Source organism: Pseudooctadecabacter sp., assembly GCF_020627745.1.
Classification (GTDB): Bacteria; Pseudomonadota; Alphaproteobacteria; order Rhodobacterales; family Rhodobacteraceae; genus Octadecabacter.
The window spans coordinates 1-21,380 of record NZ_JAHDGE010000021.1; the positions used below are offsets into that span (position 1 = coordinate 1).

Annotated in this window: 23 protein-coding genes and 2 tRNA genes; 14 read left to right on the forward strand and 11 right to left on the reverse strand. The window is 60.9% G+C overall.

Annotated features, from left to right (window positions below; genetic code table 11):
* Position 1: 1 nt before the first annotated feature.
* Together QZ653_RS09505 and QZ653_RS09510 are read right to left on the reverse strand one after the other, a co-directional pair.
* Positions 2 to 76, reverse strand: a tRNA-Asn gene (locus QZ653_RS09505).
* Between the two features lie 63 nt (positions 77 to 139).
* Positions 140 to 1,036, reverse strand: a complete 897-nt coding sequence (locus QZ653_RS09510) for an MBL fold metallo-hydrolase (protein WP_296419821.1) — start codon at positions 1,034 to 1,036, stop codon at positions 140 to 142.
* A 57-nt stretch (positions 1,037 to 1,093) separates the two neighbouring features.
* Between QZ653_RS09510 and QZ653_RS09515 the strand changes: the two genes are divergently transcribed.
* Positions 1,094 to 2,419 (forward strand): ATP-binding protein, encoded by a 1,326-nt coding sequence (locus tag QZ653_RS09515; RefSeq protein ID WP_296419822.1) that lies wholly within the window; start codon positions 1,094 to 1,096, stop codon positions 2,417 to 2,419.
* 23 nt (positions 2,420 to 2,442) lie between these two features.
* Here the strand turns inward: QZ653_RS09515 and QZ653_RS09520 are convergent.
* Positions 2,443 to 2,519 (reverse strand) — tRNA-Ile (locus tag QZ653_RS09520).
* A 113-nt stretch (positions 2,520 to 2,632) separates the two neighbouring features.
* Here QZ653_RS09520 and QZ653_RS09525 point away from each other — a divergent pair.
* Complete coding sequence (locus QZ653_RS09525; RefSeq protein ID WP_296419823.1) at positions 2,633 to 2,872, forward strand: hypothetical protein; 240 nt, start codon at positions 2,633 to 2,635, stop codon at positions 2,870 to 2,872.
* Positions 2,873 to 2,881: 9 nt separating this feature from the next.
* Here the strand turns inward: QZ653_RS09525 and QZ653_RS09530 are convergent, their stop codons facing one another.
* Positions 2,882 to 3,802, reverse strand: a complete 921-nt coding sequence (locus tag QZ653_RS09530; RefSeq protein WP_296419824.1) for a sterol desaturase family protein — start codon at positions 3,800 to 3,802, stop codon at positions 2,882 to 2,884.
* Between the two features lie 104 nt (positions 3,803 to 3,906).
* Between QZ653_RS09530 and purM the strand changes: the two genes are divergently transcribed.
* The 3 genes from purM to rnd are packed head-to-tail and all read left to right on the forward strand — an operon-like array spanning position 3,907 to position 6,776.
* The gene (gene purM, locus QZ653_RS09535; protein ID WP_296419825.1) at positions 3,907 to 4,959 is read left to right on the forward strand and encodes a phosphoribosylformylglycinamidine cyclo-ligase; all 1,053 of its coding nucleotides are present in this window, start codon (positions 3,907 to 3,909) and stop codon (positions 4,957 to 4,959) included.
* Positions 4,956 to 5,564: a phosphoribosylglycinamide formyltransferase gene (gene purN / locus QZ653_RS09540; protein ID WP_296419826.1), complete on the forward strand. Its 609-nt coding sequence runs from the start codon at positions 4,956 to 4,958 to the stop codon at positions 5,562 to 5,564. Before purM ends, purN begins: the two co-directional genes overlap by 4 nt.
* A 54-nt stretch (positions 5,565 to 5,618) precedes the next feature.
* Positions 5,619 to 6,776, forward strand: a complete 1,158-nt coding sequence (gene rnd, locus QZ653_RS09545; protein WP_296419827.1) for a ribonuclease D — start codon at positions 5,619 to 5,621, stop codon at positions 6,774 to 6,776.
* Here the strand turns inward: rnd and QZ653_RS09550 are convergent.
* Entirely contained in the window at positions 6,773 to 7,267 is a 495-nt protein-coding gene (locus QZ653_RS09550; RefSeq protein WP_296419828.1) for a hypothetical protein, read from the reverse strand. The genes rnd and QZ653_RS09550 overlap by 4 nt on opposite strands.
* A 120-nt stretch (positions 7,268 to 7,387) precedes the next feature.
* Here QZ653_RS09550 and QZ653_RS09555 point away from each other — a divergent pair, with 120 nt between their 5' ends.
* Entirely contained in the window at positions 7,388 to 7,789 is a 402-nt protein-coding gene (locus QZ653_RS09555) for a SufE family protein (RefSeq protein ID WP_296419829.1), read from the forward strand.
* 80 nt (positions 7,790 to 7,869) lie between these two features.
* Here the strand turns inward: QZ653_RS09555 and QZ653_RS09560 are convergent, their stop codons facing one another.
* From QZ653_RS09560 to QZ653_RS09570, 3 genes are all read right to left on the reverse strand, one after another.
* The gene (locus QZ653_RS09560; protein ID WP_296419830.1) at positions 7,870 to 8,493 is read right to left on the reverse strand and encodes a DUF1638 domain-containing protein; all 624 of its coding nucleotides are present in this window, start codon (positions 8,491 to 8,493) and stop codon (positions 7,870 to 7,872) included.
* Positions 8,486 to 9,088 carry a glutathione S-transferase family protein gene (locus tag QZ653_RS09565; RefSeq protein ID WP_296419831.1) on the reverse strand — a complete coding sequence of 201 codons (603 nt, stop codon included), beginning with the start codon at positions 9,086 to 9,088 and terminating at the stop codon, positions 8,486 to 8,488. The genes QZ653_RS09560 and QZ653_RS09565 overlap by 8 nt, the downstream gene beginning before the upstream one ends.
* 76 nt (positions 9,089 to 9,164) lie before the next feature.
* Complete coding sequence (locus QZ653_RS09570) at positions 9,165 to 9,869, reverse strand: corrinoid protein (protein WP_296419832.1); 705 nt, start codon at positions 9,867 to 9,869, stop codon at positions 9,165 to 9,167.
* A gap of 165 nt (positions 9,870 to 10,034) precedes the next feature.
* On the opposite strand from QZ653_RS09570, the gene QZ653_RS09575 reads away from it, so the two are divergent.
* The gene (locus tag QZ653_RS09575) at positions 10,035 to 11,114 is read left to right on the forward strand and encodes a PA0069 family radical SAM protein (protein ID WP_296419833.1); all 1,080 of its coding nucleotides are present in this window, start codon (positions 10,035 to 10,037) and stop codon (positions 11,112 to 11,114) included.
* On the opposite strand, the gene QZ653_RS09580 is transcribed toward QZ653_RS09575, so the two are convergent.
* The 3 genes from QZ653_RS09580 to QZ653_RS09590 all read right to left on the reverse strand — a co-directional run bounded on the left by QZ653_RS09580 (position 11,111) and on the right by QZ653_RS09590 (position 12,994).
* Positions 11,111 to 11,449, reverse strand: coding sequence for a VOC family protein (locus QZ653_RS09580; RefSeq protein ID WP_296419834.1), 339 nt, complete (start codon positions 11,447 to 11,449; stop codon positions 11,111 to 11,113). The genes QZ653_RS09575 and QZ653_RS09580 overlap by 4 nt on opposite strands.
* Positions 11,450 to 11,511: 62 nt before the next feature.
* Complete coding sequence (bmt, locus tag QZ653_RS09585) at positions 11,512 to 12,525, reverse strand: betaine--homocysteine S-methyltransferase (RefSeq protein ID WP_296419835.1); 1,014 nt, start codon at positions 12,523 to 12,525, stop codon at positions 11,512 to 11,514.
* 154 nt (positions 12,526 to 12,679) lie between these two features.
* On the reverse strand, positions 12,680 to 12,994 hold the full coding sequence (locus QZ653_RS09590) for a DUF1476 domain-containing protein (RefSeq protein ID WP_296419836.1): 315 nt from the start codon (positions 12,992 to 12,994) through the stop codon (positions 12,680 to 12,682).
* Between the two features lie 155 nt (positions 12,995 to 13,149).
* On the opposite strand from QZ653_RS09590, the gene purC reads away from it, so the two are divergent.
* From purC to QZ653_RS09625, 7 genes are all read left to right on the forward strand, one after another.
* A complete protein-coding gene (purC, locus tag QZ653_RS09595; RefSeq protein ID WP_296419837.1) occupies positions 13,150 to 13,911 on the forward strand; it encodes a phosphoribosylaminoimidazolesuccinocarboxamide synthase in 762 nt (253 codons plus the stop codon).
* 53 nt (positions 13,912 to 13,964) lie between these two features.
* Positions 13,965 to 14,195 (forward strand): phosphoribosylformylglycinamidine synthase subunit PurS, encoded by a 231-nt coding sequence (gene purS / locus QZ653_RS09600; RefSeq protein WP_296419838.1) that lies wholly within the window; start codon positions 13,965 to 13,967, stop codon positions 14,193 to 14,195.
* Complete coding sequence (purQ, locus tag QZ653_RS09605; RefSeq protein WP_296419839.1) at positions 14,192 to 14,860, forward strand: phosphoribosylformylglycinamidine synthase subunit PurQ; 669 nt, start codon at positions 14,192 to 14,194, stop codon at positions 14,858 to 14,860. Before purS ends, purQ begins: the two co-directional genes overlap by 4 nt.
* Positions 14,861 to 14,921: 61 nt before the next feature.
* Positions 14,922 to 16,658 (forward strand): ATP-binding protein, encoded by a 1,737-nt coding sequence (locus QZ653_RS09610; protein WP_296419840.1) that lies wholly within the window; start codon positions 14,922 to 14,924, stop codon positions 16,656 to 16,658.
* A 6-nt stretch (positions 16,659 to 16,664) separates the two neighbouring features.
* The gene (locus QZ653_RS09615; protein WP_296419841.1) at positions 16,665 to 17,999 is read left to right on the forward strand and encodes a sigma-54-dependent transcriptional regulator; all 1,335 of its coding nucleotides are present in this window, start codon (positions 16,665 to 16,667) and stop codon (positions 17,997 to 17,999) included.
* Positions 17,992 to 18,687: an HAD family hydrolase gene (locus QZ653_RS09620; RefSeq protein ID WP_296419842.1), complete on the forward strand. Its 696-nt coding sequence runs from the start codon at positions 17,992 to 17,994 to the stop codon at positions 18,685 to 18,687. Before QZ653_RS09615 ends, QZ653_RS09620 begins: the two co-directional genes overlap by 8 nt.
* A 498-nt stretch (positions 18,688 to 19,185) precedes the next feature.
* A partial coding sequence (locus tag QZ653_RS09625) for an Rne/Rng family ribonuclease (RefSeq protein WP_296419843.1) occupies positions 19,186 to 21,380 on the forward strand: 2,195 nt, incomplete at its 3' end.

Sequence of the window (21,380 nt, forward strand, 5' to 3'; positions counted from 1 at the left end):
TTGGCTCCGGCGGTAGGGATCGAACCTACGACCAATTGATTAACAGTCAACTGCTCTACCGCTGAGCTACGCCGGAAAACCTCGCACCGTATAGCCACGGGATATCGGGGCGTCCAGTGGGTTTTCGCACTTTTTTCGTCTATTTCAGTGTGAATTTTGAGGCGCCGGACAAGGGACCGGACGGGGCTGCGATCTGGCGGCTGGTGAGGTCGATCAGATGGGCCAGAACATTGCGTTCTGCCATGGGCAGCAGGGCTGCGGCCACGTCTGTGTAGATGGCTTTGGTGATGTCGCGGGCTGATTGTGCGCCCTTGGCCAACTGATCAAGGATCTGTGCCTCGCGCTGGCGGCGGTGGGTGACCAGGGCTGCGATCCGGCCTTGCAGATCGGGGATCGGGGCACCGTGTCCGGCGTAGCCCTGACGCGCGCCGGTGTCTGACAGGCGCGTGCAGGACGCCATGAAATCGGTCAGATCCCCGTCAGGGGGGGACACCAGCGATGTGGCCCAGCCCATCACCAGATCGCCTGTAAAGGCACGGTCGTTCCACAAGAAACACATGTGATTTCCAAGATGGCCGGGGGTGTGCAGGGCGCGCAGGGTCCAGTCCTTGCCTGTTATGACCTCCCCGTCGGCCAGACAGACATCCGGGGCGAACGCGTGGTCAATCCCTTCGCCGCCTCCAAGATCACCGGCGCGGGCCAGGTCTGTCATGATGGTGGAGCGCCCCGCAGCGCTGTCCCCGAAGGCGAGGACCGGCGCGCCGGTCGCACGTGCGAGGGGCCGTGCCAGTGGCGAGTGATCCAGATGGCTGTGTGTCACAAGGATGTGGCTGACCGGTCTGCCCCCGATGGCATCCATCACGGCGGCCAGATGCGCGGGATCGTCCGGGCCGGGGTCAATGACAGCAAGGCGGTCATGGCCCAGAAGATAGGTATTTGTCCCCCAGAAGGTCATTGGAGACGGATTGGGGGCCAGCAGACAGGTCAGGCCATCGGCCAGCTTTCGGGGATCCCCGATCTGAGGAGGTTTTGCCATGGATCGCGCGTTCCCTTGGGGTCGATTTGCGGCTAGCGTTCGCAAAAGGGGTATCGCATGTCTTTCGGCTGGCTCAAACGATATATGCCACGGTCCTTGTATGGCCGTGCCGCGCTGATCCTGATCTTGCCAGTGATCACACTTCAGCTGGCGATTTCGGTGGTCTTTATCCAGCGCCATTTCGAAGGCGTGACCGAACAGATGACCCGGACCATGGTTCTTGATCTGCGGCTGTTGCTGGATGCAGTAAACGCGGCGGACACGGTTGAGGACGCGCAGGCCGCCGGTGATGCCATTGCCACGCCGCTTCAGCTGAAGATGACCTTGCCGGACGGGCCTGTACCACAGGCGGGTATGCGGCGCTGGTATGATTTTTCGGGGATCGTGGTGGACCGGACGCTGAAAACCGGCATCGCAGAAATCGGCCCCGTGATGTTGCCCGAAGACAGCCTTGCGGTGCTGTGGTTCGACACGGTGCACGGCCCCATGTCTGTCGAATTCCGGCGCTCGCGGGTGTCGGCGTCCAACCCCCACCAGTTGCTGGTCTGGATGGTCGTTCTGGGCGGATTTATGACGCTGATCGCCTACAGTTTTCTGCGCAACCAGTTGCGACCGATCAAACGGTTGGCGGCGGCTGCGGCGGAATACGGTCGCGGACGTGTGGTGCCGTATCATCCTTCAGGCGCGAATGAGGTCCGGTCGGCGGGCCATGCGTTTCTGGATATGCGCAACCGGATTGAACGCCAGACCCAGACCCGCACGATGATGCTGTCGGGGGTCAGTCACGACTTGCGCACGCCTTTGACGCGTCTGCGGTTGGGGCTTGGCATGCTGGAGGGCGACGATGTGGCCCCTTTGATTCGCGATGTGGACGACATGCAGCACCTGTTGGACGCTTTCCTCGATTTCGCACGCGGGGATGCGGAGGGGGATGCGGAACCTGTTGATCCTGTGGCCCTTGCACGCACGGTGCTGGTCGATGCCAAACGGATGGGGCAATCGGTCGAAATGGGGGAGATCATCACCGACGGGGCGGACCCCAGTGTGATGCTGCGTCCCCTGGCGATCCGCCGTGCCATAGAGAACCTGATCGGAAATGCACTGCGCTACGGCGGTGAGGCGCGGTTGAGCGTCACGCTCAGCCCCAAGGCGCTGGTGTTCGGGGTCGAGGACGATGGCCCCGGCATTCCCGCAGATCAGCGCGAGGAGGCCGTGCGCCCGTTTAGCCGCCTTGATCCCGCACGCAATCAGGATCGCGGGTCCGGTGTCGGGCTTGGCCTTGCGATTGTGTCGGACATTGCCCGCGTCCACGGGGGCAGCCTGCGTCTGGGCGACAGCGACGATCTGGGTGGGCTTAAGGCAGAGATCGTCCTTGCGCGGTAGGTCATATCGGGGACGGGGGGCGGTGGTAGGCCCGGCAGGACTTGAACCCGCAACCAAAGCGTTATGAGCGCTCTGCTCTAACCAATTGAGCTACAGGCCCGCCTGTGTGTGTCGTACCAGAGGGGCGGCGGTGGTCAAGCGGTCGATAAAATTATTGTCCACTTCCGGTTCGGTGATAAGCTTGAGGCATACTGAGACAGAGGGGAATTTGAAATGAAGATTTTTGCTACTTTGGCTGCGACTGTCATGGCCAGCGCGGCGTCTGCCGGCGTGACTGTGATTGCGCCTGTTGAACCCGAGGCATCCTCGGGCGGCGGTGAGGGCGCGCTTTTGATTCTGCTGGTCATTGGCGGCATCTGGGCCATCAATCAGGCCCGTGGCGGCTCCACATCCCGTGCCACGGCCCCCGCGCCGCAGGACGCGAATGACGATGATATCATCATGAAGTTCTAAACTGGTGACCTATTGCGCCGGACGAAGCATCCGGCGCAATGGGTCGATCAGAACAGGGCCGATGCGCTGTGTCATCAGCGGCGCGTCGGCCTCTCCCTCAAGCCCGAAGGACACGACCTCATCCTTGCGGGTGATGTAAAGGGTGCCGAACATCCAGTCCCAGATCGCCAGCGTCTGGCCGAAGTTTCTGTTGAAATGGACGGGGTTCGTCGAATGGTGAACCTGATGCTGCGCGGGCGAAATGAGGATGCGTTCAAGGATCGGACCGAAGCTGATCCAGATGTGGGAATGGTGAAAGTTCGTCACCACAAGGTTCAGGACCACAATGAACGCATTGGCGCCCGCGATCGTGGCAAAGGTCACATCATCGGTCAGACTGCCAATCACCAGCCCGTACATCGTTCCGATCAGTAAGGAATTGAACGCCAGCGAGACCAGATTGCCCACCGGATGTTGGCGGTAGGCCGTCAGCGGTGTCAAAACGGCGGCCGAATGGTGGACGGCGTGCAGCGGCCAGATTGTTTTGACGGTGTGGTAGGCGCGATGCACCCAATAGAGCGACAGATCTGTGATCATCAGCAAGATGAGCGCCATCAGCACCGGTGAGACGGTCACGCCCTCAAGCACCGGTCCCGGCCCGTTGGCCACGACCCAGGCCGCCACCAAAGGTGTCGCGCCAAACCGCGCCCCGACCTTGAACAGGATCATCAGCTGCCCGATCAAGAAGAGCCACAGATCCGTGCGCACGGATGCGCTTGACCAGATGCGGCGTGGGAACAAAAACGACCAAAATCCGCCTTCCTGTCCGCCTTCGTGTCCGCGCCATCTGAAGATCACATAGCCCACGGCCACAAACGACAGCAGGTACGCCGGTGACAAAACCTGATCGAGGCTGACGAAGTCGCGCAAGTAGCTGATCAATGCATCCATGAAAAAACACTGCCGTCCAAGGCCGGATCGGTCAACCGGAACGGTTGCCGCGGCGGGGTAAAACGGCTATCGGCAGGGGCAATTCCACCACGAGGGGGCGCGACATGACGCAGGCGGGCAAGAACGGACTGACATATGCAGATGCGGGCGTCGATATCGACGCGGGCAATACGCTGGTTGAACGGATCAAACCTGCGGCCAAGCGCACAGCGCGGCCCGGTGTGATGTCCGGCCTTGGCGGCTTTGGCGCGATGTTCGACCTTAAGGGGGCAGGGTACAACGACCCGATCCTTGTGGGGGCCACGGACGGCGTCGGCACCAAGCTGCGGATTGCCATTGATACCGGAAACGTTGACGGCGTGGGCATTGATCTGGTGGCCATGTGCGTCAACGATCTGGTCTGTCAGGGGGCGGAACCTTTGTTTTTCCTCGACTATTTCGCAACTGGCAAGTTGGAACTGGATCCGGCGACCCGCATCATCAATGGCATCGCCAAAGGGTGTGAATTGTCAGGCTGCGCGCTGATTGGCGGTGAGACTGCGGAAATGCCCGGCATGTACCCCGAGGGCGATTTTGATTTGGCAGGCTTTAGCGTGGGCGCGATGGAGCGTGGAACGGATATTCCGCGCGGTGTTGTCGAAGGCGATATCCTGATTGGTCTTGGGTCCAACGGTGTGCATTCCAATGGCTATTCTCTGGTCCGCAAGGTTGTCGAAAACTCCGGTCTGGGCTGGGGCGATGCGTCGCCCTTCAGCGACGGGACCTTGGGGGAGGCGCTGCTGGCGCCAACCACGCTTTATGTCAAAGGTTGCGTAAGTGCGTTGAAAGAAACAGACGGCGTGCACGCCTTGGCCCATATCACGGGCGGCGGATTGACTGAAAACCTGCCCCGCGTTCTGCCCGAGGGGCTTGGCGCGGACATCGAATTGAACGCGTGGCCTATGCCGCCGGTGTTCAAGTGGCTGATGGAGGAGGCCGGTCTGGCGCAATCCGAAATGCTGAAGACGTTCAACTGCGGCATCGGCATGGTCGCTGTGGTCGCCCGCGATCAGGCGCAGGCGATCGGGTCGATTTTTGATGCAGCAGGCCACACGGTCTGTGTGATGGGGGAGGTCACCGCCGGTGAGGGCGTCCGCTACACACGGGACTTTGCATGAAACGGGTCGCCATTCTGATATCGGGTGGCGGATCGAATATGGTGAAGCTGGCCGAAAGCATGACAACTGACCATCCGGCGCGGCCTGTGGTGGTGATCGCCAATGATCCGAACGCAGGCGGCTTGGCTAAAGCCGCAGACCTCGGTATTCCGACGGCGGTTGTTGATCATCGGGAATTTAACAAAGATCGCAATGCCTTCGAGGCTGTTCTTCATGCGACGCTTGAAGAATACCAGCCCGATATCATCTGCCTTGCAGGCTTCATGCGTATTCTGACGGGCGGGTTTACGGCGCACTATGCGGGCCGGATGCTTAATATCCACCCGTCGCTTTTGCCAAAATACAAGGGCCTGCACACCCACGCCCGCGCGCTTGAAGCAGGGGACGCCGAGCACGGCTGCACCGTGCATGAGGTCACGGCCGATCTGGATGATGGCCCTGTTCTGGGTCAGGCACGGATCGCCATTCAACGCGGTGATACGCCGGATGATCTGGCCGCGCGGCTTTTGCCGATGGAACACCAGCTTTATCCGGCGGTTCTGCGTCGGTTCGCGGCCGGCGACCGCACGCCTATCTTCCTTCCCAAGGCGGGGGCAATGCCCTAAGGTTGAGTGACCAAACAGGGCAGCCCCACAAAAACGAAAAGAATAAGGCACCGAATGAAGACGATTACGACGACACAGGATCTTGTTGCTTTTTGTACCGAGGCCGCCAAACACCCATACGTCACCGTCGATACGGAATTCCTGCGCGAACGGACCTATTATTCGAAACTGTGCCTGATCCAGCTGGCCTATGCAGGCGATGGCGCCGATGATGCCGTGCTGGTCGATCCGCTGGTGGAGGGCCTTGACCTGACGCCGCTGTACGATTTGTTTGAAGACGCAGGTGTGGTCAAGGTTTTTCACGCGGCGCGACAGGACCTTGAAATTTTCTTTGTTGATCGGGGCGTTATCCCCGCGCCGCTGTTTGATACGCAAGTGGCCGCGATGGTCTGCGGGTTTGGAGAACAGGCCGGATACGAAGCACTGGTGCGCAAGATTGCGAAAGAGAGCGTCGATAAATCCTCACGCTTTACGGACTGGTCGCGCCGCCCGCTGACGGATGCGCAAAAGTCCTATGCGCTGGCGGATGTGACCCATTTGCGCGTGATCTATGAGTATTTGTCTGCCGAATTGGACAAATCCGGTCGCAAGAAATGGGTGGCCGAGGAAATGGCCGTTCTCAACGATCCTGCGACCTATCAGGTGGACCCTGACAACGCGTGGAAGCGCGTGAAAACACGCACGTCGTCCGGCAAGTTTCTGGCCATCGTGCGTGAATTGGCGCGGTTCCGTGAGGATCTGGCCCAGACCCGCAACATCCCGCGCAACCGTGTGTTCAAGGACGATGCTTTGGTTGAGATCGCATCGACCAAACCGCAGTCCGAAAAGGATTTGGGTCGGTCGCGGCTGCTGTTACGCGAGGCGCGCAAGGGTGAGATCGCGGACGGGATACTGGCAGCTGTGAAGGCCGGTCAGGCCGTCAAACCCGAGGATATGCCACGGGTCGAGAACAGCCGCGAAAAGTTGCAGGTGAACCCCGCATTGGCGGACATGCTGCGGGTGCTGGCCAAGTCGAAGGCCGACACCGAGGGGGTGGCGCAAAAGCTGATTGCCACCAGTGCCGATCTGGATGCCATCGCAGGCGGCTTGCGCGATGTTCAGGCCCTGCGCGGATGGCGCAAGGAGGTTTTCGGCGCGGATGCCCTTCGTCTTTGCAACGGTGAGATCGGTTTGGCCGTCAAGGGCGAAAAGGTAATAACCTTCGAACTTTAGCGGCGCGTGACGCGGGCATTGGTCGCCGCTTCGACGCGGACAGACCGTACAGCCGCAAGTTCCGCACGGTCCATGATATAGGCCGCGTGGATTGTGCGCGACAGGGCCGATCCCTGCGCGTCAAAGCCGGCAGGGGCCTGAGCGCGGAACGCCAGCGTCAAAACGCCGTCGGTGATGCCTTGGGGTACAAGTTCCGCGTTAAAGAATCCTTGCGTCGGGGCCACACCACTGGCGCGGACGATGGCGCCGGTTGTTGTCCGTTCAACGGTCAGGGCCGAAATGCTTGTGACGAGGGGCCGGTTGTCGATCACCACCGGTGTGCGATTTTGGGGCACAAGGGGGCGGACATCACTTGTCGTGGCGGCGGCAGCGACAGGGGCTGCTGTGCTGGCCCCAAACCAGTTGAGCGGATTGAACCGGCTGTTCGCGATTTGCGTGCAGCCCGTCAGGGTCATCAGGAGGGCTGTGCCGATAAGGGTTGCGCGCATCATTGGGGGCCTCGTTTCGCGATGGTGCACCAGACCTAGCGGATGTTTTGCGTCGTGAAAAGCGGGCACTGGACGTTTGGGCAGCGCGGGCCTAGATGCGATGTCAGGATAAGAGGTTAGACCATGGCCACAGCCGCATTTGAAGAGATCGCAGAGACGTTTGAATTTCTGGATGACTGGGAAGACCGCTACGCCCATGTGATCGACATGGGCCGCGAGATGGAGCCGTTGGACGATGCGTTCAAGGTGCCCGCCACCAAAGTTGACGGCTGTGCATCGCAGGTCTGGCTGGTGCCATCAGTTGACGACGGGGTGTTTACCTTCAAGGGGGCCAGCGACGCCATGATCGTCAGCGGCCTGATCGCCATTTTGCGCGCGCTTTATAGCGGGCTGACCGTGGCCGAGGTTCAGGCGGTGGATGCGCGTGCGGAACTGGAGCGGCTGGGGCTGAATGACCACTTGTCGGCACAAAGGTCCAACGGTTTGCGCGCCATGATCGACCGTATCCGGTCTGTGACGGCGTAGCGGGTCTGTTTGGCTGCGCCAAAAGCGCCCGCCCGCCGACCCGTTCGGTTTGAGTTTTTTTGGCCAGATGAAGGGGGGCGTTACGCCCGCGCGGCCAATGCGGTGGCCAGATCACCGTAGCCCGTAAAGCGGTGTTCAAACCTCAGGCCCAAGGTTTTTGCGTGTTGACGGGCGAGGGCTGTGAGCGCCTCGTCTTGCGTTTGGGCCTGATAGATCAGGGTGGTGTAATTTCCGAAATACATATCGCGAAGCTCCGGGTGCCTATCCAGGCCTAAGGGTTTGATGACGAAGGCGTTGAACTGCCGGACAAGGAAATCTGTGAGGTAGAAACAGGTCACTTCGTCCTTGGCGGCGAAGGCCGCGTTGCCTTCGAAGAAGGAATAGCAGTGCGGCCCGTCCACCATCTGCACGCCAAGTCTGTCGCAGGTCTGATGCAGCAGGCCACCGGTGCCGCAATCGGCATAGACCACAAAGATGTCTTCGTAGCTCGCGCGGTGTTTCAGGACGGCCTGCTCCACCGCATCGGGGATTTTGTCGGGGTGCACATGCAGGATCGCAGGCAGGCAGTGCAAATCCATATGGGACCAGCCGTTCAGCTTGATCAGATCAAGGATTTCACGCGCCAGGGCCCCGCAGGCCAGCAGCAAGATGCGTCCGGTGCCCTGAGGCGCGAGGCCCTTGGTCGTCAGGGTTGCGTCATCCATGGGCATCGCTGACGCGGGCGACAGCGGGGCGCGCCTGCATCTGGCTGAAATGGAAGTTCAGTTTGGGAAACTCTGCGATGTCCACGCCATCCCCCTTCAGCCAGCGGCAAATGGTATAGAGGTGGATGTCTGCGATCGAATACGCCTCGGTCACCCAACCGCCGGTCAACTGGTCTTCGATATAGGCGCAGCTGTCGGCCATGGTCTGGGTGGACTTGGCTGTCATATCGGCGTGGGACGCCTCAAGATCGGCCCAGCGGCTGCCGCGCAGTTTGTGGGCGTGATTCACGTGGAAGGTGGAGGCGCAATAGCTGAGCATTTCGCGGGTTTTCGCGCGTGCGAAGGGATCTTTAGGCATCAGCTGGCCCGCAGCTTCGGCGATGAATTCAAGGATCGCGGGTGTTTCGGTGATCACGCCCTCATCTGTCACAAGGGCAGGGACGCGGCCCTTGGGATTGATCGCCAGATATTCAGGCTTGCGCTGGTCGCCGTCGGCAAAGCTGATCCAGTTGAGGGTATAGGGCAGGCCGGTTTCCTCAAGTGCGATGTGGGCGGCCACGGCGACGGTGCCTTTGGCGGCAAAAAGTGTAAACATGATCTGGTCCTTTCAAACGAAACGCGCCCCGCAGGGTGAAACCACGGGGCGCGTCAGGTAAAGCTGTTCGCGGGCTTTAGGCTGTCGCACCCTGATTGTGTTTGCGGGCCATAAAGGTTTTGGCGGTTTCAACGGCCACGGCCGCATCGCGGCAATAGGCGTCGGCGCCGATGGCCTTACCGAATTCTTCGTTCAGCGGCGCGCCACCCACCAGCACGGTGTAATCATCGCGCACGCCTTCTTCGATCATCGTGTCGATCACGACTTTCATGTAGGGCATTGTGGTGGTCAGCAGGGCGGACATGCCCAGAATATCGGGCTGTTCGTCTTTCAACGCGGTCATGTAGTTTTCGACCGGGTTGTTGATGCCCAGATCCACCACCTCAAAGCCTGCGCCTTCCATCATCATCGACACAAGGTTCTTGCCGATGTCGTGAATGTCGCCCTTGACGGTGCCGATGACCATTTTGCCGACCCGTGGCGCGCCGGTTTCGGCCAGAAGCGGCTTGAGGATAAACATCCCGCCCTTCATGGCGTTGGCGGCCAGAAGGACCTCCGGCACGAACAAAATCCCGTCGCGGAAGTCATGGCCCACGATGGTCATACCGCCCACAAGCGCCTTCGTGAGGATGTCGTAGGGTTGCCAGCCACGTTCGAGGAGGATGTTCACGCCTTCCTCGATCTCTTCTTTCAGACCGTCATAGAGGTCGTCGAACATCTGGGCGACGAGATCGTCGTCGTTCAATTCGGACAGGATGATGTCGTCTTCTTCATCGGACATGGGTGGAACTCCTATGTAATACAGTCATTTGCAACCGATTGGCGGCTGCGGTCTGGACCGATTGCGACCAGTGGTGCCGCACGGGCGACCCGTATGCAAATGAATACTTTGCGGGATTGTCGTGAAGACACTTCATGTGTTCTTCTTTTGTTCTATAGTGGTCATATGACAGAGATGACGAATCTGAAACGGGGTGAGGCGCGGGGGCGTGGGGCGGTCAGCAACGCGGTGGGCCGGTTTGAACCCTACGTGCGGGTGCAGGTCGATGACGGCTGGGAGGCCCCTGAGGAGGCACCTTTGCGGACGCAGGTCGCGGTGGAGGTCCCGCGCACGGTGATTTCGCGCAATACCTCACCCGATGTGCCGTTTGATCGCAGTGTGAACCCCTACAGGGGGTGTGAGCACGGCTGCATCTATTGCTTTGCGCGGCCCGGTCATGCTTGGCTGGGGCTGTCACCGGGGCAGGATTTCGAAAGCCGTCTGGTGGCGCGCCCCAAAGCGCCCGAGGTTCTTGATGCGGAGCTTCGCAAACGCAGCTACGTCCCTGCGACTTTGGCCATCGGGACCTATACGGACCCGTATCAACCTATTGAGAAAGAGTATGAAATTATGCGTGGCCTCCTCAAGGTCCTGCGTGATTTCCGGCATCCGGTGGGGATTGTGACCAAGGGGTCGTTGATCGAGCGCGACATTGATATTTTGAAGGACTTGGCGGCGGACGGGCTGGTGTCGGTGGGCATTTCCGTGACCACGCTGGACCCGAAAGTGTCACGCCTGATGGAACCCCGTGTGCCGTCGCCTGCGCGGCGTTTGAAGACCATTGAACGGCTGGCGGAGGCGGGCATTCCGGTGAAGGTCGCGGCATCGCCCATGGTGCCCGCGCTGACCGATCATGAGTTGGAGGGGATTTTGGCCGCCGCCAAAGACGCAGGCGCGCAGGCGGCTTCGGCCATCATGTTGCGGCTTCCGGCTGAGGTGGCCCCGCTTTTTGAGGAATGGGTGCACACACATTTCCCCGACCGCGCCAATCGCATCCTGAACCGTGTGCGCGAATTGCATGGCGGTGCGCTCTATGAGGCGAAGTTCGGCACGCGGATGACGGGGCAGGGCATCTGGGCCAACCAGATGCGCGCGCGGATGCGGATTGCGCGGGACCGCCTTGGGCTGGCCGACAGGTTGCCCGCGCTACGGACTGATCTGTTCCAGCCGCCCTTTGCGCGCGGCGATCAGCTGGCGCTGTTCTAGGTCGTGATCCAGACCGCCATTTCGGTGCCGCCCGGTTCGCGGAACTGAAACCGGCGTCCGCCGGGGAAATCAAAGGGTTCAACCGTGATCGTGGCGCCTGCGTCTTTGACGCGGGCGTACATGGCGTCCAGATCGTCGGTTTCGATCACGGGCAAGGGCGCGCGCAGATCGCCCCGTTCAATGCCGCCACCACAACCGGCCCCTTGGATGTCGGTGTAGTCAGGGCCAAAGTCCACAAACGTCCAGCCAAAGGCCGCATCCATGAAGGCGCGGGTGTCGTCCGGTTTGGGGGAGGTCACTTCGACGTAGTTCAGCGTGGCTTTGGGGGCGGTCATAACATCGGCCTTTCGGTTGGGTCGGGGCCAGCCTAGGCCCGTCCCCATGAAACCGAAACCCCTCAGGCGCGGCGGCGTCCGCGGCGGGCGGCGCGCACAGGCCCCGCACCGTCTGTCCCGTCCGAGACGGAGGAAAAGCCGCCCAAGGCTTCGGCGATCGCTTCAAGGCTGGGCGCGTCAGATGTGGGCCGTGTTTCCAAAGCCGCACGCATGGCCCGCAGGTGGTCCGGTGTGGTGCCGCAGCAGCCGCCGATGATCGTGGCCCCGCTGTCGCGTGCAAGACACGCGTAGTCGGCCATCAGGTCTGGCGTGCCATCGTAGTGGATGTGGCCGTCGACGTATTTGGGAATGCCCGCATTGCCCTTGGCGATGATCGGCTGCGCCGGTCCGGCGGCGGTGAAGCCATTGACCGTGCGCAACAAATCAGACGCGCCCACGCCGCAGTTGGCCCCGAAGGCCACAGGCGGGTTGGGCAATTTGCCCACCAGTTTGACCAGTTCGGCAGACGTCAGGCCCATCATCGTGCGCCCTGCGGTGTCGAAGCTCATGGTGCCGCACCATGGCATATCGGCCAAGGCGAAGGCCTCGGCGGCGGCTTTGAATTCTTCGGCGGCAGAGATGGTTTCAACCCACAACACATCGGCACCGCCCGCTTTCAGGCCCTCGGCCTGTTCGTGGAACATTTCAACCGCGCTTTCATGGGTGAGCGAGCCCATGGGCACCATGATATCGCCCGTGGGCCCGACGGAGCCTGCGACGACGACCGTGCGCCCCGCCTTATCGGCCACCTCGCGTCCGATTTCTGCGGCGACCTTGTTGATCTCATGCACCTGTTTTTCGCCGCCATGGAGTTTCAGCCGCGACGCGTTGCCGCCAAAGGTGTTGGTGAGAAAAATATCCGATCCGGCATCGACCGCGCCCTGATAGAGGGCCGTGATCCGGTCGCGGTGTTCAAAGTTCCAGAACTCCGGCGCGTCGCCCGATTGCAGCCCCATGTTGAACAACGTCGTGCCCGTGGCCCCATCGGCCAGCAGCCAATCGCGGGTGGACAGAAGATCGGACAGGGCATTGGACATGGGGGCGGCTCCGGTTTGGGGTGCCCAGCGGTTCGCACGCGCGCGCGCGATCCTCAAATGAAAAATCTTCATGAAGATACTGAGGCAGAGGCCCAAACGAAAAAGGCCAGCCCGTCACAGTGACAGGCTGGCCTTTTGCAGTGTGACTGATCGCTTACGCTTCGTCGAGAAGCTGCGCCTTGGCCTCAGCCATCAGTTCGGTGATCTTGGCGCGAATCGTGGCCTCATCGGCTTTGTCGCCCAGATCGCCGGCCAGCTTGCGATAGACGTCTTCGTGGCCTGCTTCTTCGAAATCGGCTTTGACGACCTCTTTGGCGTAGGCTGCGGCCTCATCGTCGCTTTTGCCCAACAGGCCAGCGGCCCATAGGCCCAACAGCTTGTTGCGGCGGGCCTCAGCTTTGAATTGCATTTCTGCATCGTGGGCGAATTTGTTTTCAAACGCATCGGCGCGGTCGTCGAATGATGACATTTTAGGCTCCCTAAGGTCTTCCGGGGTGTTCCGGGTCATTTGGTCCAGATATGCCCACCCTAGCGCTTGCCCGCAAGGGGGGCATGGATTATGAGGCGCGCAAGGGGACCCAAGGCTGCTGACGGCCGATGTTAGGTGTTCCGGCAGGAGACAGCATGGCACGTCGCAAACTGGTCTATGAAGGCAAGGCGAAAATTCTGTACGAAGGGCCAGAGCCCGGCACGTTGGTGCAGTATTTCAAAGACGACGCCACCGCGTTCAACGCCGAGAAAAAAGACGTGATCGACGGCAAGGGTGTGCTGAACAACCGTCTGTCCGAATTCTTCATGACCGGATTGCAGCGCATCGGGGTGCCCACGCACTTTATCAAGCGGCTGAACATGCGTGAACAGCTGATCCGGCAGGTTGAGATTATCCCGCTTGAGGTCATCGTGCGCAACTTTGCCGCCGGTACCATGGCGAAACGTCTGGGTCTGGAAGAAGGCACGCCGCTGCCCCGTCCCATCGTGGAATTTTCCTACAAGGACGACAGTCTGGGCGATCCGCTGGTGCCCGAAGAATACATCATCGCATTCGGCTGGGCGACCCAGCAGGACATGGACGACATCGTGGCGCTGGCGCTGCGGGTCAATGATTTTATGGCCGGTGTGATGCACGGTGTCGGCATCAAGCTGGTGGATTTCAAGATTGAAATTGGCCGCATCTGGGACAACGATTTCATGCGGTTGATCGTGGCCGATGAGATCAGCCCCGACAGCTGCCGCCTGTGGGACATCGAGACGGACCGCAAGCTGGACAAGGACGTGTTCCGCCGCGATCTTGGCGATCTGGCGGATGCCTATACAGAAGTGGCGCGCCGTCTGGGCGTTCTGCCCAAGAACACGACGCCGGGGCCAAAGCCCACGTTGATCAACTAGGCCGCCGGAGCGAATTTGAGTTTTTCTGGCCAGATGAATAAAGGACCGAAGCGATGAAAGCCCGCGTGCATGTGATGTTGAAGGATGGCGTGTTGGACCCACAGGGGGCCGCCGTGAAACACGCGCTGGGCGCTTTGGGCTTCGACGGGGTCGAGGGCGTGCGCCAAGGCAAGGTGATCGAATTGGACCTGGCAGACGGCGCCACCGAGGAGCAGGTGGGCGCCATGTGCGAAAAGCTGCTGGCGAACACGGTAATCGAAAGCTACCGGATCGAAATGCTATGAAGGCCGCCGTCGTCCAGTTTCCCGGGTCCAACTGCGACCGTGATATGGCCGTGGCGCTGGAAAAGTCCGGCGCGGATGTGAGCGTGGTCTGGCACAAGGATGCCAAGCTGCCCGAGGGCGTTGATCTGGTGGCGATCCCGGGCGGGTTTTCGTTCGGGGATTATTTGCGCTGCGGGGCGATTGCGGCGAATTCCCCGATTTGTCAGGCCGTTGTCGATCACGCGGTGCGCGGCGGCTATGTTCTGGGCGTGTGCAACGGGTTTCAGGTGCTGACCGAAACGGGCCTGCTGCCCGGCGCGTTGCTGCGCAATGCGGGTCTGAAATACATCTGCCGCACCGTCGGTCTGAAGGTTGAGACATCGAATTCCGCCTTTACCGAGGGCTACAATGCGGGCACGGAAATCGGCGTGCCGATTGCCCACCATGACGGCAATTATTTTGCCGATGATGAGGTGATTGCCCGTCTCAAAGGGGATGACCGCGTGGCGTTCAGCTACACCGACAATCCCAACGGCAGCCGCGCCGATATTGCGGGCATTCTGTCCGAAAACCGCCGGGTGCTGGGCATGATGCCCCATCCCGAACGCGCGTTCGAGGACGCCCATGGCAACACCGATGGTCAGCGCCTTTTTGCCGGTTTGATCGGGCAACTTGCCTCCGCCTGAGGGGCGTGATGGACGCGGCAGGGCGCTGTCTGTAAGATTGCGCCATGTCTTGGGGGAAATCATGAGAACGCGCCGGATGTCTCCGGTCTGGTCGACGCGGTTGATCGTGTTGGCGCTGGTCATTGTGGCCTGCGGTGTTGTCGTCTTTTCCAACCGGCTGTTGACGGAACGGTTTACCGAACGCACACGCGGCGCGGCCGAGGTGCGGCTGGCGCTTTATTCGGCCAACCTTCTCAGTGAGTTACAGCGCAATTCCATTGTGCCGCAGCTGTTGGCCCGGGACCCTGCCCTGATCGGGGCGCTGAATTCGCAGGATTACACCCAATCCACCGCGCGGCTGTTGTCCTTTGTAGATGAAATCGGGGCCGCGTCGCTGGTTCTGATGGACACCGAGGGGCGCATCGTGGCCGCCACCAATCGCGAACGGTTGGGGGAAAACCAGCGCAACCAAAAGTCGTTTGTGGATGCCCTGCGGTCCAACATCACCACCTTCACCGTCGATGAGAGGGCCGAGGGCGGGTATTCCTTCACCTATTCGCGCCGGGTTGAGGACAGCGGTCTGACAATCGGTGTGGTGTCTGTGGGCGTTGATCTGGCCAAGCTGGAACGGTCCTGGGCGGGGATTGCCGATGCGGTCATGGTCCTCGACAGCACCGGCACGGCGATCCTGTCCACCGAGCCGCGCTGGCGCGGCCGGATGGAGGAAGAGGCGGTGGCCCTGCAGGAGCCGCAGACAGCGATTGAACGCGCCTTGCGATCCACGCCCGACTGGATGGCACTGCCCATTGACGCCTATCTGCGCGGCGACGGAGTTATGCGCCAAGAGGTCCGTGTGCCGTTTCAGGGCTGGCGCGTGGTCAGTTTCACCACCTTCCAGTCGGTCCGCGAACGGGTGAATGCCATTCTGGCGCTCGAGATCATGGGATTTGCGATTTTGCTGGCCGGTCTGTTCTGGTCGCTGTCGCGCAGATCGAACCTGGCTGCGCGCATGTTTCAGCGGGAATCGGCAGAGCTTCGCCAGTTGAACGTCCGCCTGCAGCGGGAAATTGCCGAACGCGAAAAGGTCGAAAAGGACCTTGAGGTGGCTGAACAGACGGTCGCCCAAACCTCAAAACTTGCCGCCTTGGGTGAGATGTCGGCCGCTGTCAGCCATGAATTGAACCAGCCGCTGGCGGCCATGAAAACCTATCTGGCCGGTGCACGGTTGCTGATCAGTCGCGACCGGCCCGATGAGGCTGTTGTGGCCGTCCAACGGATCGACAGTTTGATCGAGAGGATGGGGGCCATCACGAAGCAGCTGAAATCCTACGCCCGCAAGGGTGGCGATGCCCTGCAACCCGTTGATGTAAAGGACGCGGTGCTGTCCGGCCTTGCCATGATGGAACCCCAGTTGCGCCAGCGGCAGGTGGCCATCAGCCGGATTTTGCCCGACCATCCGGTGATGATTTACGCCGACCGGATGCGGCTCGAACAGGTCATCATCAACCTTCTGCGCAATGCCGTCGATGCCACGAAAACCACCGCCGAACCCAATATCGAAATTCTGTTGGCACAGGGCGATGTGGTGCGTCTGTCCGTGCGCGACAACGGCACGGGGATCGAGGACCTCGATGAATTGTTCGAACCCTTTTATACCACCAAACAGCCCGGCGACGGCACGGGGCTGGGGCTTGCTATCTCATCCGGCATCGTGTCCGACTTTGGCGGACGCCTCACCGCGCGCAACGCAATCAAGGGTGGGGCTGTTTTTGAGGTAGAACTGCCTATCTTAGGCACAGACATAGAAGCAGCGGAGTAAGTCCCAATGGCCCAAGCCATGAAAATCGCCATCGTCGACGACGAACAGGACATGCGTCAGTCGATCAGCCAGTGGTTGGCTTTGTCTGGGTATGACACGGAAACCTTCGCCAGTGCCGAAGACGCGCTCAAGGGCGTGGGGTCCGATTATCCCGGCATTGTCGTCAGCGATATCAAGATGCCGGGCATGGACGGGATGCAGTTTCTCAAGAAGCTGAAAGGCGTGGATTCGTCCTTGCCTGTCATCATGATCACCGGTCACGGCGATGTGCCCATGGCGGTTGAGGCAATGCGGATCGGCGCCTTTGATTTCCTCGAAAAGCCGTTCAACCCGGACCGCATGACCGAACTGGCCAAAAAGGCCACGACGGCGCGGCGGCTGACGCTGGACAATCGCGAACTGCGGCGGGAGCTGTCGGATGGCGGGGCTTTGATGAAAAAGCTGATCGGCGCATCGCCCGTCATGGAACGCCTGAAAGAGGATATTCTGGATTTGGGGCAGGCGGACGGCCATGTTCTGATTGAAGGGGAGACAGGGACCGGAAAGACGCTGGTCGCTCATGCCCTGCATGCTGTCGGGGCGCGGGCGAGCAAAAAGTTCGTCCTGATTTCCTGCGCCGCCTATGAGGAGGACGCGCTGGCCAAACGTCTGTTTGGTCCCGCCGAACAGGACGATCCGATTCCGGCCATGGAAGAGGCGCGGGGCGGCACGCTGGTTCTGGAAGATATCGAGGCGCTGAGCACCACCACACAATCGCGTCTTCTGACGGCGATCAACGAACAGGGCACGCCGGCGGAGACGCGGATCATCGCGATCTGCAATCTGCAGGACGAGGGCAAGACCTGCGAAAGCGTGTTGCGCTCTGATCTGTTCTACCGTCTTGCCGCGTTGCGCATTACTGTGCCGCCCCTGCGGTCCCGCGGTGAGGACATCCTGACGTTGTTCACCCGTCTGGGCGAACAGTTTGCCGATGAATACGGCTGCGACGCGCCCGAGGTCAGCGCGCAGGAGGCCGCACAGCTGTTGCAGGCCCCGTGGCCGGGCAACGTGCGTCAGCTTTACAATGTGGCCGAACGGGCCGTGCTGCAGAACCGGCGCGGGTCGGGGTCTATCGCGTCGCTGTTGATGACCGAAGAGGACGAGGCACAACCTGCCATGACGACCGAAGGCAAACCGCTGAAGGAATTCGTCGAGGCGTTCGAACGGATGCTGATCGACAACACCATGCGCCGCCATAAAGGCAGCATCGTCAACGTCATGGATGAGCTGTGCCTGCCGCGCCGGACGTTGAACGAAAAGATGGCCAAATACGGCCTGCAACGATCCGATTACCTTGGCTGACGGTTCCCCGCGCCCGTTTGAGGCGTTGCTGTTCGACATGGACGGGCTTCTGCTCGACACGGAACGGCTGTTTATGGAGGCATTGGTCACCGTGTCGCGCCCCTTGGGGCTGGACGAGGGGGAGGTGCGCGCGTTCTTTCTGACGCTGGTGGGGACCTCCGTCCAGAAAACCACGCAACGACTGGCAGAGTTTTTGCCCGACGGCGTGGATGTGGCGGCGTTCGATCAGACATGGCGCGCGGCCAACGCCGCACAGCGGCAGGGTCCCGTTCCGTTGCGGCCCACTGTAGGGCAGGTTATTCCTGCGCTGGCCGCCTCAGGGCACCGCATGGCGGTCGTGACCTCGACCAAGCGCGCACCGGCGTTGGACCATTTGCGCAGCGCGGGGCTTCTGGACCATTTTGAAATTATCGTGGGCGGGGATGAGGTATCGGCCAACAAACCCGATCCTGCACCCTATCTGCAAGCGGCCCGCGCGCTGGGCGTTGACCCCACCCGCTGCGCGGCCTTCGAAGACAGCGACCTTGGCACACAAGCGGCTGTCGCTGCAGGCTGTGTGACAACACAGATCCCAGATCTGCGCCCCGATGTGCCGATGCCCGCGTTGGGGCAACGCAGGGCCACCGACCTGGAAGGGGCAGTGACCGCATTGGGAATAGATCTGCCCGGCGCGCCCGCGACTGCGTAAGAAATGCACATGCGCGGAACAATTCACTGAAAATTCACAGAACCCGACCGCCGGGGTGATCTACGGTCGCACTTTCACATTGTAATGCGCCCACTTTGTCACCTATGTAGGAAGGACGGCCCGTTGACGTAATGGAACGCCAAAGGACCGGTGAGATTTTCTGAATGTGACAGGATGCGGCATTTTTTCGAAACGGCCGCCCCGCATTCAGACCGACGAATGTGACCACAGCCCCTTGGGGCGGGTCAGATGAACAGCCCTTTGGGCGTGTGCTGAGGCTTTATGACAGGTCTCGTCCATCCCTCTGGGCCTTGAACGGGCGGCACTCTTGTGACGTCGGAGAGCAAACGCGATGACGTGCGCGGCACAGATAACACCCAGCGTTTCGAACAGATTTGTTCGGGCTGTCACTGCTGCGGCCATCGCCAATTTTGGACATGATGCAGATTCGGCCGGACCCCCAGGGGTGCGGTATTTTGCGTTGTGCGAACGGAACCAATGGCTAAGAAAATGCTTATCGACGCCACCCACGCGGAAGAAACCCGCGTCGTGGTGGTTGACGGAAACAAGGTCGAGGAATTCGACTTTGAAACACAATCCCGCCGGCAGCTTGCTGGCAACATCTATCTAGCAAAAGTAACACGGGTCGAACCGTCGCTTCAGGCGGCGTTTGTGGACTATGGCGGCAACCGTCATGGTTTCCTTGCGTTCAACGAAATCCACCCCGATTACTACCAGATCCCGGTCGCCGACCGTGAGGCGCTGATCGCCGAAGAAAAAGCCTACGCCGAGGCCATGCGCGCCGAAGCCGAGGCCGAGGCCGAAAAGCCCAAACGCTCCCGCCGGCGCCGCAAGCCCAAGGCGGCTGAGGTTGAAGCGCAGGATGCTGTCACCACGGCTGACCCTGTCGAGACGCCTGAGGAAGAAACCTCCGGCGATATCGCGGGCATGGAAACCATCGACCTCGACGGCGCAGACACACCGGTCGAGGAGGGGTCTTCCCCGATGGAGACCGTGGCGGACACGCCTGTCGACACGCCCGAGGCCGACAGCGATGACAGCGACGATGATGACGGCGAGGCGGAAGGCGGCGACGCCTCCGACAAGGATGACAGCATCGAATCCGTTGCGGATGAGGACGAAACCGAAGACGTGCGCCCCGTGCGCAAACCCCGTCCCAAGCGCTACAAAATCCAGGAAGTTATCAAGGTCCGTCAGATCCTGCTGATCCAGGTCGTCAAGGAAGAACGCGGCAACAAGGGTGCGGCCCTGACCACGTACCTCAGCCTGGCCGGTCGCTATTGTGTGCTGATGCCCAACACCGCACGCGGTGGTGGCATCTCCCGCAAGATCACCAACGCTGCCGACCGCAAGAAGCTCAAGGCGATTGCGGGTGAGATGGATGTGCCCGAAGGCGCAGGCCTGATCATCCGCACCGCAGGCAGCCAGCGCACCAAGACCGAAATCAAACGCGATTACGAATATCTGCAACGTCTGTGGGAACAAATCCGCGAACTGACGCTGAAATCCATCGCCCCTGCCCAAATCTACGAAGAGGGCAACCTGATCAAACGGTCGATCCGTGATCTTTATTCCAAAGAGATCGACGAGGTCATCGTTGAGGGCGAAACCGGTTACCGGACCGCCAAGGATTTCATGAAGATGATCATGCCGTCCCACGGCAAGAACGTGAAACGCTACACCGATCCGATGCCCCTTTATGCGCGTCATCAGGTCGAAAGCTATCTGGGTGGCATGTTCAACCCGACCGTGCAGCTGCCCTCTGGCGGCTACATCGTGATCGGCGTGACCGAGGCGCTGGTGGCCATCGACGTGAACTCTGGCCGGGCCACGAAAGAAGGTTCGATCGAACAGACGGCGACCAAGACCAACCTTGAGGCCGCCGATGAGGTCGCCCGCCAGTTGCGTCTGCGCGATCTGGCCGGTCTGATCGTCATCGACTTCATCGACATGGATGAACGTCGCAACAACGCAGCCGTTGAAAAGCGGATGAAAGAAAAGCTCAAGACCGACCGCGCGCGCATTCAGGTGGGCCGGATTTCCGGCTTTGGCCTGATGGAAATGTCGCGTCAGCGTCTGCGTCCTGGGATGCTCGAATCCACGACACAGATGTGTTCGCATTGTCATGGCACCGGTCTGTTGCGGTCTGACGACAACGTGGCGCTGGGCATCCTGCGTCAGCTGGAAGAAGAGGGCGTGCGGGGCCGGTCCAAAGAGGTTCTGGTCAAAGCGCCGATTGCGATTTCCAACTTCCTGATGAACCAGAAGCGCGAACATGTGGCCCAGATCGAGGCCCGTTACGGCCTGTCCGTGCGCGTCGAAGGGGACCCGCATATGGTGTCGCCCGATTTCGCTTTGGAAAAGTTCAAGACCGCCAGCCGCGTTGTGGCCGAGGTTGAGACAGCGGTCATTTCGTCCGACACAGCCGTCATGGCCGAGGTGGATGATGCCCCCATCGAAGAGGTCGAGGCCGCCGAGGCACAGACATCCGACGCACCCGCACCCGAACAGCAGGACGGCGATGCGCCCACCAAAAAGCGCCGTCGTCGTCGTCGGCGGCGGCGCGGTGGTGGCGGTGGCGGCGAAAACGCCGACGCCCAGGGCGAAGCCGTGTCCAATGTGGACGCGGACAGCGATCCCGAACAGGCAGCGGCCCCTGAGGGCGAGGCCTC